Genomic DNA, 15,811 nt, shown 5'->3' on the forward strand with positions numbered 1-15,811 from the left:
GATGAGCAAGAAATTAAAAATATCTATCCTGCTGATAAGCTTATCGCTTTCGGGTTTTGCACAAGAAAAATTAAGCCTGAAAGAAGCCATTGCCATTGCTTTAGCCCATAATTACGACATCAAAATCAGTAAAAACCAAATCGATATCGCAAAAAACAATGCCAATATTGGCAATGCGGGCATGTTACCTAGCGTAACCGGAAATTATACCAATGGCGGAAGTATCCAAAATACCCGGCAAAGCCCTGTAACAGGTCCGGACCGGGTAATTACCGGGGCAAAGAGTACCAATAACAGTTATGGTGCAGAATTAAACTGGACTGTTTTTGATGGCTTTCGCATGTTTGCTAATTATGATCGTTTAAAGGAATTGCAAAAACAAGGCGAATTAAATTCCCGCTTAACCATTTTAACCACTGTATCAGATGTGATTACTGCTTATTATGATATTGTAAGACAGCAACAATTGGTTAGGGCTGCTGATAGCGCCATGGACGTTTCGGTATTGCGTACCAGTATTGCCAAAACAAAATTACAGCTTGGGCGTGGCTCTAAACTGGATGTATTAACTGCACAGGTTGATTACAATACGGATACGTCAAATTACCTGCAAACTAAAAATGCGCTACAGATCGCAAAGGTTCGTTTAAACCAATTACTGGTGCGGGATATTGGAACCACTTTTTCTGTTGCAGACAGCATTGATGTGGATAAAGGCATCTTGTTTAGCAAGATGTCCGAGATGGCCGAAAAGCAGAACCCTGATGTACAGAATGCCTTTATCAATCAACGCATTGCTTCCTTAAATTTAAAATCCATCCGTGGGGCACGTTATCCCGCAGTTAGCCTGAACTCGGGTTACAGCAGGGCAAACAGTACCAGCCCAACAGGCTTTAACCAAAAATTTGCGGCCAATGGATTTACCTATGGCGTTACCGCGAGCATCAATTTATTTAATGGCTTTTTACAGCGCCAGCAAGAGCGCAATGCCAAAATAGAGATTGATAATTCGATCCTTAATCTGAACAAAACCAAGTTGGATGTGAATGCGCAGCTACTTACTGCCTACGAAAATTATAGTACCTATTTAGATCTGATTAAATTAGAGCAGCGAAATGTAGATATTGCAAAGGAGAATCTAGATATCACCTTGGCAAAATACCGTTTGGGCAGCATAGCTCCGTTAGAACTGAGAGAGGCACAGCGTAATGCCATTGATGCACAGAACCGTTTCATCGAAATGCAATATCAGGCCAAAATAGCGGAAAACACTTTAAAAACAATTAGCGGGAGTATTGATTTAGTTAACTAACCAATGGCCCGTAAGTTATCAGGTAGATGAAGCATAGAGTAAACCATTTGTTATTGCCGGAAAAGCTAATTTTTTAAATTAAAATCGTATAAATCCCCGGTTAATTGTTGAACTGTACAAGCAATTGGCGAAAAGCACTGCTCAAATAGGTGCCGCGTATTAAAACACTACCAATAAGCTTTAAAAGAGGTAACGAAATTATTTCAATATAAAATGCTGTAATTAATTTTTATATTTAGTGCCATGATACTTGTTGCAGATAGTGGCTCATCAAAAACCGATTGGATGGGTTATCATAATGGCGAAACCATTAAATTTAGTACCCCCGGAATAAATCCTTATTTCTTAAGTGAACAGGAAATCACCAAGTTGATTTCTAAAAATGAACCCTTATTACAATATGCCAATGAGGTAAAAGAGATCTACTTTTTTGGAGCTGGCTGTTCCTCTCCAGACAAACATGAAGTTGTTTCAAATGGTTTATCAGCTGTTTTTGGCCATGCTTTTATTTCCGTAGATCACGATCTTTTAGGCTCTGTATATGCTACTTGTGGAAACACTGAAGGTTTAAACTGCATTTTGGGTACGGGATCTAATATCTGTTACTTTGATGGTAAAAAAATCCATGATGGCCACCATGGCCTGGGCTATGTTTTAGGCGATGAAGGTTCCGGAACTTTCTTTGGTAAAAAAGTGCTTTTAAGCTATCTGTATGGTAAAATGCCATCATCGTTAGCAGCAGAATTTAAGAAATCCTTCCCTGCAGAAAAAGAGGAGATTATCACCAATGTTTATCAGAAACCTTTTCCCAACATCTACCTGGCAAGCTTTAGCCGGTTCATGGCCAGCCATAAAGACCACCCTTTTATCCAGGAAATATTAAGAAAAGGCTTTCAGGAATTTGTAGATACAAACGTTAAAGACTACCCCAAACACCAGAACGTACCGTGCCATTTTGTAGGCTCCATCGCCTATTATTATCAGGATGCACTTATTTCGGTATTGCGTGAAAACAACATCGAGCCCGGCAAAATTTTACAAAAGCCCATAGATGAATTGTTTAATTTCATTTTACACAAAGAAGGCATTGTACAGCAGGCCAGCTAAATCAAAACATACTTTACCTTATAATTTGTTAAAATATGCTTAAGATTGTAAACATATCCGCGCAAACTTTTGTTATACCCTTAACAGCATATAATTGCACACACATATGAAGAGAATATTGGTAGTAGATGATGATATTGAGGTTTTAGAAACCATACAATTAATCCTTGAAATTGGAGGTTTTAAAGTTTCGGCACTAAATGACGGTGAGGAAATCTTTAACAGAATCGAAAAGTTTAATCCTGATTTAATCTTACTTGACATTTCTCTCGGGCATATCGATGGTCGGGTATTGTGTGAACAGTTAAAATCTATTGAAAGTACTTCCAAAATTCCTATTCTGCTTATTTCTGGCTTGTACGATCAAAAAGATTTTACGACCCTAAATTATGGTCAGGATGATTTCCTGTCGAAGCCGTTCCAAATGGATGTATTGCTTAAAAAGATTACTAAAATCCTTTCACTGGAAGAGGATAAACCAAGCTTTCTTTTAAATTAAATTCAATCTCCTATTAAAATATTTAGCCAAGAAACCATAGTTTTCTTGGCTTCTTTGTTTTGAAAAACTCATCTCTCAAACGAATCTGTCTAATCAATGATACCAAGCAATGAATGGTTAAAAACCTGGAACGAGAAACGCGCATTATTAAACTGCCCCAACAACCTGAACGATTATTTTGAAGAAACAGTTGTTGCCGGCAAAAAAATCGATCACCTCGAACTGGGAGGTGTTTCCATCCCTACAGGAGAAATTTTGGTTAGGGACCCATTGGTCTATATTCAACGAGATGCTGAACCTTATCTGATTAAAGTGCCTACAGGCGAATTCCCGGTAACTGCTGCTGTGATTGTGCCTGAAGATGAAGATTGCGCACGTTATGCTGCCGTTAAAGTGCAGTTTACCGCTTATGATGCCGTACGCTTTGAAGAGGCATTAATTGGAATGGAAGATCTTATTAATTTTAATGAAGGAGAATTTTTCGGTTTCAATGTAGATGCAGGCTTAGCTTGCGTACTGGATAGAGAAACTTTAAAACATTTTTGTGCATTCCAGGAAACATTTCACAAAGAGAATCCGGGCAAAAATTTATATGATGATTATTTTGCTAAACTTTTTGCTGATAATTATGTCGAAAACCCCGATTATCAACGTAAAGAAGGCGATTGGATTAACTGGAAAATACCGGGAACTGATTACCACATTCCATTTTTTCAAAGTGGTTTTGGCGATGGTGTGTACCCTGTTTATTATGGTTTTGATGTAGAAGGCCAGGTATGTTCACTGATTATCCAATTTATTGATATTGAACTCGCCTATGGTGAAGAAGAATTATGATCACTGTGTAGTCTGTTATACACAAGCGACAGAATCATGCATACCTTTTACATCTTTTCTCTTCATTCTACATCGCTCCATCCCCCTTTCTGCCTGCATCTGTCATTTTGGCAAACAATTTCTTTTGGAACAACCCTTGATGTGCAGGATGTAGATTAAACAATTTATTTACATATGAGCATACAGGAAAAAGGAAATATTTCTATCCATACTGAAAATATTTTCCCGATAATTAAGAAATTTTTATACTCTGATAACGAAATTTTTCTTCGTGAGTTGGTTTCTAACGCAGTTGATGCCGTTCAGAAAATTAAAAGACTAGCTTCATTAGGCCAGTTTAATGGCGAAGTTGGCGCACCGTTGGTACAGGTTGCGGTTGATAAGGATGCAAAAACCATTACCATTAGCGATAACGGTTTGGGAATGACAGCCGAAGAGATTAAAAAGTATATCAACCAGGTTGCTTTTTCTGGCGCAAGTGAATTTGTAGAGAAATTTAAAGATGCAAAAGATGCCAACGAAATCATCGGTAAATTCGGCTTAGGCTTCTATTCGGCCTTTATGGTTGCTGATTTAGTGGAAATTCAGACTTTATCTTACCAGGATGGCGCTGAGCCTGCCCGTTGGGTATGCGATGGAAGTACAGAATTTGAAATTACAGCAGGTACTAAAACTACTCGCGGTACAGATATTATCCTCCATGTAAACAAAGATTCGGAAGAGTTTTTAGAAGAAAGTAAACTACAGGAAATCCTGAATAAATATGCTAAATTTTTACCTGTTCCCATTAAATTTGGCACCAAAAATGAATCGGTAGAAGATGGCGTAGATGAAGAAGGTAAAACGAAGTATAAGGATGTGGAAGTTGATAACATCATCAACACCACCAACCCGATCTGGACAAAGGCACCTGCAGATTTGTCAGACGAGGATTATTTAAGCTTTTACCGTGAGTTATATCCTTTTAGTGAAGAACCATTATTCTGGATCCACCTGAATGTTGATTATCCATTTAATTTGACAGGTGTACTGTATTTCCCTAAGTTGAAAAACGATTTCGAAATGCAGCGCAACAAAATTAAATTGTACTCGCGCCAGGTGTTTATTACCGACGAGGTTAAAGATATTGTTCCAGAATTTTTAATGTTATTGCATGGAGTAATTGATTCTCCGGATATTCCACTAAATGTATCGCGCAGTTTCCTGCAGGCCGATAGCAATGTTAAAAAGATCAACAACTACATTACTAAAAAGGTGGCGGATAAACTAGCTGAGCTGTTTGCCAAAGACCGTAAAGCTTACGAAGATAAATGGAAAGACATTGGTCTTTTTGTGAAATATGGTATGATCAGCGAGGAAAAGTTTTACGATAAGGCAAAAGATTTCGCTTTAGTTGGCAACACTAAAAATGAGCTTTATACCCTTCCTGAATATAAAGAAAAAATAAGCGCATTACAAACGGATAAAAATGGCACTGTAGTATATTTATATACAAATGATGCCGCAAAACAAGATGCGTTTATACAATCAGCCAATAAAAAAGATTATGATGTTTTGGTATTAGATTCGCCGATCGACAATCACTTTATCAATCAACTGGAGCAAAAATTAGAGAAAACATCAATTAAACGTGTCGACTCTAGCGTTGTAGATAAATTAATTGAGAAAGATGAGCAGAATGAACATGTTTTAAATGAAGATCAGGTAAAAGAAGTAACGGCTATTTTTGAAAAAGCCATTACTAAACCAGGCATGCATGTAGAAGTTGTAGCTCTGCACCCGGATGAGCTTCCTGTTACGATTACCATGGATGAATTTATGCGCCGGATGAAGGACATGGCTGCAATGGGTGGCGGTATGAATTTTTATGGCCAAATGCCAGACAATTATAAAGTTGCTATTAACGGAAACCATAAATTGGTAGGCAAAATTTTAAATGCCGAAGGAGAAGAACAGCAAAACCTGGCTAAACAAGCGGTAGACTTAGCGCTTTTAGCACAAGGAATGTTAACCGGAGCAGAGTTAACTGCTTTTGTAAGCAGAAGCGTAGCATTAATTTAGCCAGGAAAGGCTGATATAATTAAAAAGGCTATATCATAAATAACATTTAGATATAGCCTTTTTTATTTTAGATAAGGGTACAAAAAAAGTCCTGACAAGCAAGACTTTTACCGCGTTTTGGCAACGCGTATATTAACGATAAAAGCTCTAGTTAGCTTTCTGATCTACATTGAAATAATCTTTATGATCTTCGATCATTTTTGCTATGATTGCCGCTTTGGTATCAGTTATTTTAAATTCGAACAAAGGCTCTTGATTTTTCTTTGATCTTACCATCTTCTCTGTATAAAAACGGTATACTAAACCATTGGTTAATAAACCATATTTAGCTTTTGTTTTGCGAAAATATTTAGATAAACGCGAATCGTGGATATCCAGATTATCATTGTGATGTTTACACTCAACCAGGATTGTGGGCTCGCCATCTTTCATAATGGTGTAATCAACTTTTTTGCTTTTTTTAACTCCGAAGTCTAAAACAGCGTCAGATTGAACCTCAGAAGGATCAAATCCTAAGATTTGGATAAAAGGCATAACCAACGCGTTCCTTGTTAAATCCTCAGATTGAACTTGTGGAAGCATTTTTTTAATTCTTACGGCAAATTGCCCGATTTCGTCTTTCAATTCCATATTGTTATCTATTATAGGTAGTTAATTTTTTAAATGATATTGGTTAAATATCGAATTTGCAGTAGCTATAATCTGATCCAAGCTCTGTTTATCAAAAAAGTTCCTGTTCAACATATCAACCATATAAGTTAATTTATTGATGTCGTTTGCCTGCATGGTAAACTGAAAACTTTTCATGCCATCTTTTATAGCCTGTTGAACATAATTACGTACAACCAAAAAAGATTTCCTAAATGCGTATTCGCCATCTAACTGTCCCTTAACAGGCTGCCTTCCATTAAGATTGCTATATTCATTTTGCATTCTCTGGTAAATATCTGAGTTGATTCCTTGATGTTCCAGAATGCCCTTGTAGTAGATTTTGTTAAGTAAATATTCGTATTCGTTGTTTTTCATGTGGATGACTGGTGGATGTAGGGGAATATTTCTTTGCTTTTCGGTATTTCTTTTTTTAAGTTTTCGCAATCTAACCCAGTATTGTATGGCCTGTTTTTAATATTATTATCTACAGGCTACACAAGATTGGGCAGGCAGATGTTTTACAATTAGCAATTTCTAACTACTAATTATTTGTTTTTGGCAAACAGTATAAAGATTATAAAAAGAAGGGGTGCACGTAATTTTTTTACATCAACCACCCAGAATATTACACGAAACCCAGGTTTTTTATAGGCAAAACCGGGAGATAAGTTTTTTTGAGGTGCAATTGTTAATTCAACTCAATTTTTATTTAACTTGCATACAAATCATGTAAACCAATTTTACTCATGAATCTAAAATGCGTTGTTATAGACGACGAGCAACATGCGATTGAAGTATTAACTGACCACATTGCAGAAATGCCTGGTTTAAGCGTTTTTAAAACTTTTACCAGCCCTGTCCAGGCACTTACCGAAATAAGTATCGAAGACGAGATTGATTTATTATTTATGGACATTGATATGCCAGGAATAAATGGATTAGAACTGGCAAAAAATATCAGGGAAAAAGCAAAGTATTTGATTTTTACAACTGCGCATCCTGATTATGCCCTGCAAGCATTTGACGTACAATCAGATCAGTATTTATTAAAACCTATTTCTTTTGCAAAATTTGCATTAGGTATTGATAGGATCTTGAAAAAGGAATCGAGCAATAATAGCAAGGCTACCGCAAAAGAAGCTGAACAGGTTGCTGCACTTTATATTAAAGGCGACCATAAGTATGCTTTTTCCAATATTGCTATCGATGAAATACTTTACATCAAGGCGCTGCAGAATTATATACAGATTATTACAAAATCTGAGATCCACACGACATACCTGACACTCAAGGAAATTGAAAAGGCTTTGGAAAACCACGCATTTATCCGTGTCAATAAATCAAACATTGTTGCCAAGGCAGCAATCAAAAAAGTGGATGGCAATATAATCCGCCTCGTCAATAATGAGATGATACAAATTGGAGAAGGTTATAAAGAAGCTTTCTTTGCCTATGTACAGAGCAGTTTATTAAAATCAAACCGGAACCATTAATCAATAGCATCGTTGCTATTTTTTATTATCCGGTGTTGTAATGAATTCAAAAACTACCTTCAAAAAATGAAACTTGTCATTACCGTGTGACTCTGATCTCCTGTTGGGTTAGTGGAGAAGTTGTTTTGGGCTTTAATGTTTTTATAAACAAAAACAGTTTTTTTAGCAAGTTTTGCAGATGGGTTTGTATGTTGAACTTTCATGTTAATAATGCTTAAATATGATGATATTTCGTTAAAAATTGAGGATAAGATTAAAGTGCTACAATAAAGCTTGTCATTACCGTGTGACTTTGATCTCCTGTTGGGTTAGTATTAAAGTTGTTTTGGGCTTTAATGTTTTTATAAACGAAAACAGTTTTTTTAGCAAGTTTCGCAGAAGGATTTGTGTGTTGAGCTTTCATAATATATAGTATTTAATTTTTTGTTATTGTCGTTGTGATTAATTTCTGTAAAGATGCACCTCAAAGTTAGACACGACCACTTTTTTACACAAACCCCTGCTTTTGGGAGATAAAAACCCCATTTTAATAGATTAAAGAGAAAAAAATGAGCTTTTTGCATTTAAAAAAATTCTACGAAAAGTATAAATTTCACTTGTTGGTATGGAGTCTATATATCATTTATGAGGTATTTATTCTAGGTTTGGCCACCAACAGATTCAGAGAACCGGGAGCTTATCTGCTGGTTTATATTGTTAATATCCTCACCTTTTACCTATATGGTTTTTTTCTTAAGAAAATAATCAAAAGCGGATCTATCCCCATAAAAATCTTAAAGATCGCCGCACTCATTATCTTAATAATCTTTGCATACGTAGTTTCTACATTTCTCCTGATTATCCTGTTCGAGCAGCTTAGGTTAATTGAGGTAAATCCATCCAGATCCTTAAATCGGGAATTCATATTACCTTGTATCTATCGCTCCATATTATATATCGGTTACTCTACCGGCTACATATATGTAGTTAAATCCTTTCAGGATCAGAAAAAAGTGGAAGCACTGGAGCGACAGAATTTGGTTACCCAAATAGAGAAACAGGCCTTAGAAAACGATCTTGTTCAGTCGCAAAATAACTATCTGCGCAGTCAGATCAATCCGCACTTTCTATTTAATACCTTGAACTTCATTTATAATGATGCCCGTAAAAAGGCGCCGATGGCAGCTGATGCGATCATGAACCTGGCAGAAATGATGCGTTATGCATTAAAGCGCCCGGAAGCATCAGAAATGGTGTCACTAAGTGAGGAAATTGAGCAGATTGAACACCTGATCAACCTGCATAAACTCCGTACAGCCAATACAATTAATCTGGAACTTAAAGTAACAGGCGATCTGTTTGGATTAAGATTTCCACCGCTCATTTTACTAACGCTGGTTGAAAATATATTTAAGCATGGAAATGTTTCACATTCTACCCAGCCAGCGATTATTAAAATTGCTTACGAAAACGATAGGCTGAACATCGGCACCATAAATATGATTAACGACAATAAAGGTAAACAGACAGAAAGCCATCATGTAGGGATTGATAATATTTGTAAACGCCTGAGCAGCTTTTACGGTGACGATTATATATTTAACTATTATCAGGACCCACTTAACCGCTATATTACTGAAATAGAGGTAACAGTAGTTAATCCATTGGCCAGGCTAAACCGTTAAATTTTAGTCGCGTTCTGACGCTGGATATCTTTTAGCAGAAAATAATACATCACCATTTCATGTGTTCGCTGATCTTTGCTGAAAAGCCTGTTTACGTGCATATGCATTAAATCAGTCAGTAGCTTTAATGCATTTTCTTGAGCACATTGTTCAAGAGTTTTGATAAACGAAACAGAAAACAGGCTAAACTTCTGCTCCTGCTCTGCAGTTAAAATTGTCCATTCTGTTTTCCGAAATTCCTGATAATGTATATTGAGTTGTTTAAAATCGGCTGCATCTAACCTATGCTCCTCATTAAAGTTATCAGACATCAATTTCACGATCTTATTAATGGTTAACTTATCCAAAATGTTAGATTCGATAATCCTGGAAAACAAAATGCTACACCATCTATATTTATTGAAATCATCGGTCTGCGTCTCCAAAAGCGACAATACAAATTCACTATCTATAGCAAAGTGCTGTTCTACCTCTTCGATCATATTACTGCCATAACGTTCTAATTCACGCTTGTAGGTTTTGATCTGTACATCGGATATCAAACCTGAGTTTAAAAATAGTTCGAGATCATCCATCAATTTTGATATTAACAGCTGTCCATCCTTTGGATTGTTAAGCTGCACCCTAAACCTGATGTGGTTTCCATTTTCATTGTAACGGATAAAAAACCATGATTTTACCTGATCTGTATAATGGCTTAGGAAAGGTGTTATTACTTCTGTTAAAATCTGATCACTACGTTGCTGGTGGCAATAAATTTCGAAATACAACCATTCTTTACCTGGGAGAAAATAACGCGTAATGCCACTATTTCCAGGAGTTTCAATCAAACCACGGTAAACTTGTTCGCTATGGCCTATGCTTAAAACAAATTGCGCCAAATAGGGCTTAGCCGCTTCATCAACTACGATGTTATTTCGGGGCATTACCATTTCTTCCACATATGTATCGCCATGTTTTTGCACATATTGCAGAAAAGCATAGATATCTTCATCGTTTTGCAGGGCAAAGCATAAAGTCTGGTCGGACATACCGGTCTTAAAATATTCGCTAACGCCTAAGCTATTGAGGTATGATCTGCACTCTGAGATGGATATCAATCCTCGATCAGCGCTTAACAGTGCTTCTTTTTTAATTTTCCATTTGTTGCTGCTTAAAACTATATTTTGATATTGCAACCTTGGATAATAATCCAGATCAGGGATAATGGCATCCAGCGGAAAGGAAAGATTGGTTTGTAAGCCCTGATGCTGCAGATCGCACAATAGCCTAAATACAGAGAGATCTGAACGGATGTAATTGTAGGCCGAGGCCATTCTTGGCACCAACCGTTTATTTAACTGCCTGGAACGAAGAACAATTTCGGTACCCTTAACCGAAATCTGTATATCATTCAATGCAAGTGGCGCCGCTGAGGTATCGAAATTTAAAATTGACAATTGATGCCCATAGATTAATTTCCTCCGGTTTATATTATCTACGTTAGCTTCTACCATATAGGCCACATCAAAAAACAAAACATCGGGATTTGCCTCTTGTTCTGCGGTTGCAATGGCCTTTGCGTAGTTGGTTACACCTTCATCGGCCATGGTAAATCTTCCGCTTAACGCGTTTGAGGTTACTCCACCAATCTGCTCTACAAAAATCAGGTCGTCGTGAACTGACATGACCATACTGAATGAATTGGGTAAGGATGTTTTTTTCTGATTCTGCGTCAAGGCGAGTTTATTCAGATAAATAGTTTTACCTTTTTCAAATTGCTGTTCAGTAAGATAGCTTTTTAATGCTGTTTTAATATTTTCTGTTTCGGCTTTTTTTGACGGCTTATTAATGAACCGTGTGATAAAATCGCTGTGTTGACCGGATTGCTCCAACTCATCGTAGCCCACGCCAATTTCAGGGTCTAGTGCCCATAATAATGGTACTTCCTGGTCTTCGAATTTCTTCTTAAACCTCACCTGAAACTGACCAAGGGCATCACGACCTTTTACAGGCATGATGTTTTGGAGCATAGTGATCAAACCTGGAACGGCCTGAAGCGAACGTTCATTTAGACATCCAGACACGGCTTGACGTTGTGCAATAAGATATTTCGGCAAATCGGCGGTAGTGCTTAAGCCTAAACGTTCAAAATAATCATCTCCTATAATGTTAGGATCATAATTGGTAAAAACAAGCTGCAAATCGTGCATATCCTGCAGCAAAGCAAAAAGATTCTGGATTTCAGTATCATCTAAATTTAATTGCTTTATCAGATCGTTAATCCGGACCGGCTTTAAGCAGGCAGCTAATATTTGTTGTACAAAGTCGTTTTGATCTAACTCAGCCAGTTCGAAAACACCATCGCTACAAGCTATGTAACGGATACTATTTGGCGTCAAGTAATAGCTGCTGTTACTAAATAGCAAGCAGTTCTTTAGCAACAGATCTGCCAATGGCAATGGAATATTATTCTTGTAAGGCCAGTCAACAAGCTCGCGTACTTTTTGAGCCTCTTCAATCACTATGCAGCTTTCAGCAGGTTTAATGGCATCGTTTAGCAAGGTAAAACCAGCGAAAGTACCATAAGGAGTCGACCGGAATTTCGCACGGTTAAAATATTTCCAGATGGTATAGTAAACCTTTTGCGGGAGATTTTGGAGTTCGTTTGCCTTTACTTCTTTTATGGTCTCATAAAAAGCTGCTGAAGATATGGAAATGGCTGCCTTTAATTCTTCCCAACAATCTACCAGTTCGGATTGATAAGAAAATTTAGGTGTTCTGAAAATTACGGTTGGCTGGATATTGATCTTCATTGCGTTAAAAGATAAGCCGAAAATTACAAAGATTAATTCAATTATCAGTTTTCAGTTCGCAATTGTTGGTTATCAGTTTATGATTAATCTCAAAATATAAAATTTGCATGAATAAACTGGTACAAAAGGCTTCTACGTTTTCAGGCCATTGAATACACCTCGCTCAGATAATAAGATGGTTAGCACAGATTAATTAGCATATGTAATCCCATCTGAATGAACGAATTAAACTCACAACACAACAAAGATTGGAATTACGAACCCAACAAAAAAGCCATCTTCAAAAAGAAGATGGCTCAACGGGATGATCATATATCTTATTTTTTGGTTACCTTAAATTCTGTTCTCCTGTTTTTTGCTCTTCCTTCAGGGTTATCCTTTTTCTTGCGCCTTACGATAATTTCATTCGGTGCAACCGGCATTGATTCTCCGTATCCTTTAGCAGTCATTCTAGCCGCAGCAATTCCTTTACTTTCCAGATAATCTGTACAAGATTTTGCCCTTCTGTTGGATAAGTCCAGGTTATATTCTTCCGTTCCTATATTGTCGGTATGAGAGCCAAGTTCGATCTCCATTTCAGGATTATCTTCCATAATTGGGATGAGAAAGTCTAACACTTTTTTAGAAGCTTCGGTAAGTTCAGCACTATTAAATTCATAATAAACATTTTCCAATGTTATTGGTATACCTAATTTAAAAGGGCTTAAGCAATAATCTTTATCAATCAGGGTATCTGCTTTTGCAAGTTCTTCATAAAGATAGTTTTTAGTAATCGAGAAATAATTATCCTTTGCAAAAAGCAATTTGACTGGTCTTTTCGAATCCACTTTAAACCTGTAAATACCATCCGTACCCGTAATTATCTTCTGTACCCCTTCTGCACTGGTTAAAGTTACATTGGCACCTGCTAAAGGTAATTTTGTTTTACAATCGGTTAAATGACCATCTATAGAAAGGTATTCTTTTTTTACTTCAAACACTTCCAAACAGCAAGATGATTCGCGGTCAGAACTGATATAGCCTTTTGTTCCTTTATCATCCGTTGCGGTAAAATAAAGATCATCTTTCGATGAATTGAACGGATAACCCATGTTTTTAGGGTTAGACCAATTTACCAGATCGCCCTCCGATTCAAAGAAATCAAGGCCACCAAAACCCACACGTCCGTCGGTACTAAACAATAACTTTTTGGTTAAGGGATTGTAGTATGGCGCCCGCTCGTCATCCTCGGTGTTAATGGTTGGGCCTAAATTTACTGCCTGACCTAATGAACCATCATCACGCAAGGTACAATACCAAAGATCGAATTTACCATAACCACCGCTTCTATCTGAAGAAAAAAGCAGGAACTTACCATCGCTGGTAACAAAAGGTTGTGAAGAATTAAAATCTTTACTGTTTACCTGTAAACCAACTGGCTGCGGATCTGCCCATTTATCGCCAGTTTTTTTTGAAGAATAGATGGCATATTTCTCTTTGTCTTTCCATGCGGTAAAATACATCGTGTTTCCATCAGGCGTAAAAGTAGGCGCAGCAATTTCTATATCTTTAGGAAAACTAATATCGACTTTCTTTACGGCAATATCAGTTGAAGTTAATTCGCTTTTAGCGGTATAAATATTATTAATGAACGGATTGGCTTTAGTTGATACCTGAACTTCTCCTGTAGCTGTTTTAACCATATCCCTTTTACTCCCAACAGCAACCGGACGGGATGATGTGAAATAGAACTCGTTACTGATTCTGACAGGCGCATAATTAGATCCTAAACCATTTACATTAGCTGGTACTTTTTTAACCTGTACCATACGCGGAAAACGCATTTCTTCGATCGCAAACTTACACGACTCAATTTCCTTTTTAGCCTCCTTAGCTAAAACATCGCCAGGGTTCTTCTGAATAAATTGTTGAAAAGCATCAATTGCCTGGTTAAACTTTTTATTTGCCCTTAAGCTTTCAGCATAATAAAATAAGGCCTTTCTGAAACGTGTATTGGTAAAGGTTATGGCTATGGCATAATATTTTTCAGCCTCATAAAATTCCCGGTAAAGCCTGCTGGATTCTGCAAGGTTATAAATCGATCCTTCATAATCTTCTATCGCTTTATCGTCACCCGATGATTTTCTTTCTTTACCGTATGGTAAAATAGCCTGTGTACTATCGCCGGTAATTTTTAGGGCCTTTTTATAAAAAGTTGATGCTGCGTAATAATCCTTATTTTCGAAGTAAGTATCTGCAACCTTTTTATAGTTTACCACATACTGTGCGTTTGCAAAAGTGCCAAATGCCACTAACAAAAAGAGTAATATTTTTTTCATCTGTTAAACTTTTTTCAAATGGTGATGAAGCCATCATGATCTGAAAATCATCATGGCTTCATTTAATTAATTATAAACGTGGGCAGAAGAAGTTTGGACCAATGATACCGTTACGGCCGATAAGTGATATGGAGAGCTCCAACCCACCGTTACTGTTTGATGCACGATTAAAGGAAGAGGTATTTACATCATAGCTTAAGCCGAAAACCATATTCTTTAACTGTAAACCTACAAAAGCAATTGCAGCATCTTTATTGCGATAGTTACCGCCAAACAGAATATTAGCTGATGGATTAACGTTAAGCTGGGCATAAGCGCCTAGCAAAACTTCGTCTGTATTGCCCTGATACATGAACATGGCATTGGGTACGATATCCAATAATTCTGAAGCCCTGATCCGTGCACCGCCATGCGCAGTGAAACGAATAGGAATGCGTGAATTTGTACCGGAGAAACGATCCATAGGCCTGGTTAAATGTGCCGCACTTGCACCCAAGAAAACGTTAATGTTCTTGTTGGGATCGCCATCAAAGAACATGATACCTGCATTTACATCAGGAACCAAAGATGACTGAGATGAAAGTGTTTCGCCGCTCATCATGCCACCATCATAACCGGTAATCGGATTAAATTGGTTACCGAACCTGGCTTGCGAAAAATCGAAACTACGGTTGATGATACCAGCCTGTAAACCAAAGCTAAACATCTGTAACCCTTCCGTACCAAACCTCAAACGGTACGAGCCTGATACCAGAGCAGATAGGTAATTAAAATCCAGTTCCCCGGCCCTTTGGTTTAAAATGGTGGCACCAAACGCGAAGTTCTTTTTTGGAGCCATATCAAACGACGCGCCACCGGTTAAAAATGAACTGTTTAGTGCACTCCATTGTTGTTTAAAATTTACAGTTGCACGGTAGTCGCCATCTATTACCCCGGTTAATGCCGGGTTAAGGTATAGTGGATTTGCGTAATATTGTGAAAAATGCGGATCAGTTTGTGCAAAGGACTTCGCCGTAAACAGCAGCGATACCAGCACTGCAACATATATTTTTAAAGCCGATAGTATTTTCATGG

At 37.3% G+C, this 15,811-nt stretch carries 13 protein-coding genes; 7 read left to right on the forward strand and 6 right to left on the reverse strand.

What is annotated here, in order from left to right; all coding sequences use genetic code 11:
- The first annotated feature begins 1 nt into the window (after window position 1).
- The 5 genes from QZ738_RS20460 to htpG all read left to right on the forward strand — a co-directional run bounded on the left by QZ738_RS20460 (window position 2) and on the right by htpG (window position 5,816).
- The gene (locus QZ738_RS20460) at window positions 2–1,312 is read left to right on the forward strand and encodes a TolC family protein (RefSeq protein ID WP_293790160.1); all 1,311 of its coding nucleotides are present in this window, start codon (window positions 2–4) and stop codon (window positions 1,310–1,312) included.
- A 243-nt stretch (window positions 1,313–1,555) separates the two neighbouring features.
- Window positions 1,556–2,419: an N-acetylglucosamine kinase gene (locus QZ738_RS20465; protein ID WP_293790163.1), complete on the forward strand. Its 864-nt coding sequence runs from the start codon at window positions 1,556–1,558 to the stop codon at window positions 2,417–2,419.
- Between the two features lie 106 nt (window positions 2,420–2,525).
- Entirely contained in the window at window positions 2,526–2,918 is a 393-nt protein-coding gene (locus QZ738_RS20470; RefSeq protein ID WP_293790165.1) for a response regulator, read from the forward strand.
- Window positions 2,919–3,014: 96 nt separating this feature from the next.
- A complete protein-coding gene (locus QZ738_RS20475; protein WP_293790168.1) occupies window positions 3,015–3,755 on the forward strand; it encodes a DUF4241 domain-containing protein in 741 nt (246 codons plus the stop codon).
- A 174-nt stretch (window positions 3,756–3,929) separates the two neighbouring features.
- Window positions 3,930–5,816: a molecular chaperone HtpG gene (gene htpG, locus QZ738_RS20480; RefSeq protein WP_367268615.1), complete on the forward strand. Its 1,887-nt coding sequence runs from the start codon at window positions 3,930–3,932 to the stop codon at window positions 5,814–5,816.
- 147 nt (window positions 5,817–5,963) lie between these two features.
- Here htpG and QZ738_RS20485 read toward each other — a convergent pair whose 3' ends face one another.
- Together QZ738_RS20485 and QZ738_RS20490 are read right to left on the reverse strand one after the other, a co-directional pair.
- Window positions 5,964–6,446, reverse strand: coding sequence for a type I restriction enzyme HsdR N-terminal domain-containing protein (locus tag QZ738_RS20485; protein ID WP_293790171.1), 483 nt, complete (start codon window positions 6,444–6,446; stop codon window positions 5,964–5,966).
- Between the two features lie 21 nt (window positions 6,447–6,467).
- A complete protein-coding gene (locus tag QZ738_RS20490) occupies window positions 6,468–6,842 on the reverse strand; it encodes a hypothetical protein (RefSeq protein WP_293790173.1) in 375 nt (124 codons plus the stop codon).
- A gap of 371 nt (window positions 6,843–7,213) precedes the next feature.
- Between QZ738_RS20490 and QZ738_RS20495 the strand changes: the two genes are divergently transcribed.
- The gene (locus QZ738_RS20495; protein WP_293790175.1) at window positions 7,214–7,960 is read left to right on the forward strand and encodes a LytTR family DNA-binding domain-containing protein; all 747 of its coding nucleotides are present in this window, start codon (window positions 7,214–7,216) and stop codon (window positions 7,958–7,960) included.
- Between the two features lie 253 nt (window positions 7,961–8,213).
- On the opposite strand, the gene QZ738_RS20500 is transcribed toward QZ738_RS20495, so the two are convergent.
- Window positions 8,214–8,363: a hypothetical protein gene (locus QZ738_RS20500; protein WP_293790178.1), complete on the reverse strand. Its 150-nt coding sequence runs from the start codon at window positions 8,361–8,363 to the stop codon at window positions 8,214–8,216.
- 145 nt (window positions 8,364–8,508) lie between these two features.
- On the opposite strand from QZ738_RS20500, the gene QZ738_RS20505 reads away from it, so the two are divergent.
- A complete protein-coding gene (locus QZ738_RS20505; protein ID WP_293790181.1) occupies window positions 8,509–9,624 on the forward strand; it encodes a sensor histidine kinase in 1,116 nt (371 codons plus the stop codon).
- Here the strand turns inward: QZ738_RS20505 and QZ738_RS20510 are convergent.
- The 3 genes from QZ738_RS20510 to QZ738_RS20520 all read right to left on the reverse strand — a co-directional run bounded on the left by QZ738_RS20510 (window position 9,621) and on the right by QZ738_RS20520 (window position 15,809).
- On the reverse strand, window positions 9,621–12,419 hold the full coding sequence (locus tag QZ738_RS20510) for a lantibiotic dehydratase (RefSeq protein ID WP_293790184.1): 2,799 nt from the start codon (window positions 12,417–12,419) through the stop codon (window positions 9,621–9,623). The genes QZ738_RS20505 and QZ738_RS20510 overlap by 4 nt on opposite strands.
- 317 nt (window positions 12,420–12,736) lie before the next feature.
- The gene (locus tag QZ738_RS20515) at window positions 12,737–14,737 is read right to left on the reverse strand and encodes an OmpA family protein (protein ID WP_293790187.1); all 2,001 of its coding nucleotides are present in this window, start codon (window positions 14,735–14,737) and stop codon (window positions 12,737–12,739) included.
- Window positions 14,738–14,807: 70 nt separating this feature from the next.
- Window positions 14,808–15,809 carry a PorP/SprF family type IX secretion system membrane protein gene (locus QZ738_RS20520; protein ID WP_293790190.1) on the reverse strand — a complete coding sequence of 334 codons (1,002 nt, stop codon included), beginning with the start codon at window positions 15,807–15,809 and terminating at the stop codon, window positions 14,808–14,810.
- Between the last annotated feature and the right edge of the window lie 2 nt (window positions 15,810–15,811).

It is taken from the genome of uncultured Pedobacter sp., assembly GCF_913776295.1.
Classification (GTDB): domain Bacteria; phylum Bacteroidota; class Bacteroidia; order Sphingobacteriales; family Sphingobacteriaceae; genus Pedobacter.

Coding starts and splice junctions, on each gene's coding strand:
- QZ738_RS20460 (WP_293790160.1), top strand. CDS start 2: ATGAGCAAGAAATTAAAAATATCTATCCTGCTGATAAGCTTATCGCTT.
- QZ738_RS20465 (WP_293790163.1), top strand. CDS start 1,556: ATGATACTTGTTGCAGATAGTGGCTCATCAAAAACCGATTGGATGGGT.
- QZ738_RS20470 (WP_293790165.1), top strand. CDS start 2,526: ATGAAGAGAATATTGGTAGTAGATGATGATATTGAGGTTTTAGAAACC.
- QZ738_RS20475 (WP_293790168.1), top strand. CDS start 3,015: ATGATACCAAGCAATGAATGGTTAAAAACCTGGAACGAGAAACGCGCA.
- htpG (WP_367268615.1), top strand. CDS start 3,930: ATGAGCATACAGGAAAAAGGAAATATTTCTATCCATACTGAAAATATT.
- QZ738_RS20485 (WP_293790171.1), bottom strand. CDS start 6,446: ATGGAATTGAAAGACGAAATCGGGCAATTTGCCGTAAGAATTAAAAAA.
- QZ738_RS20490 (WP_293790173.1), bottom strand. CDS start 6,842: ATGAAAAACAACGAATACGAATATTTACTTAACAAAATCTACTACAAG.
- QZ738_RS20495 (WP_293790175.1), top strand. CDS start 7,214: ATGAATCTAAAATGCGTTGTTATAGACGACGAGCAACATGCGATTGAA.
- QZ738_RS20500 (WP_293790178.1), bottom strand. CDS start 8,363: ATGAAAGCTCAACACACAAATCCTTCTGCGAAACTTGCTAAAAAAACT.
- QZ738_RS20505 (WP_293790181.1), top strand. CDS start 8,509: ATGAGCTTTTTGCATTTAAAAAAATTCTACGAAAAGTATAAATTTCAC.
- QZ738_RS20510 (WP_293790184.1), bottom strand. CDS start 12,419: ATGAAGATCAATATCCAGCCAACCGTAATTTTCAGAACACCTAAATTT.
- QZ738_RS20515 (WP_293790187.1), bottom strand. CDS start 14,737: ATGAAAAAAATATTACTCTTTTTGTTAGTGGCATTTGGCACTTTTGCA.
- QZ738_RS20520 (WP_293790190.1), bottom strand. CDS start 15,809: ATGAAAATACTATCGGCTTTAAAAATATATGTTGCAGTGCTGGTATCG.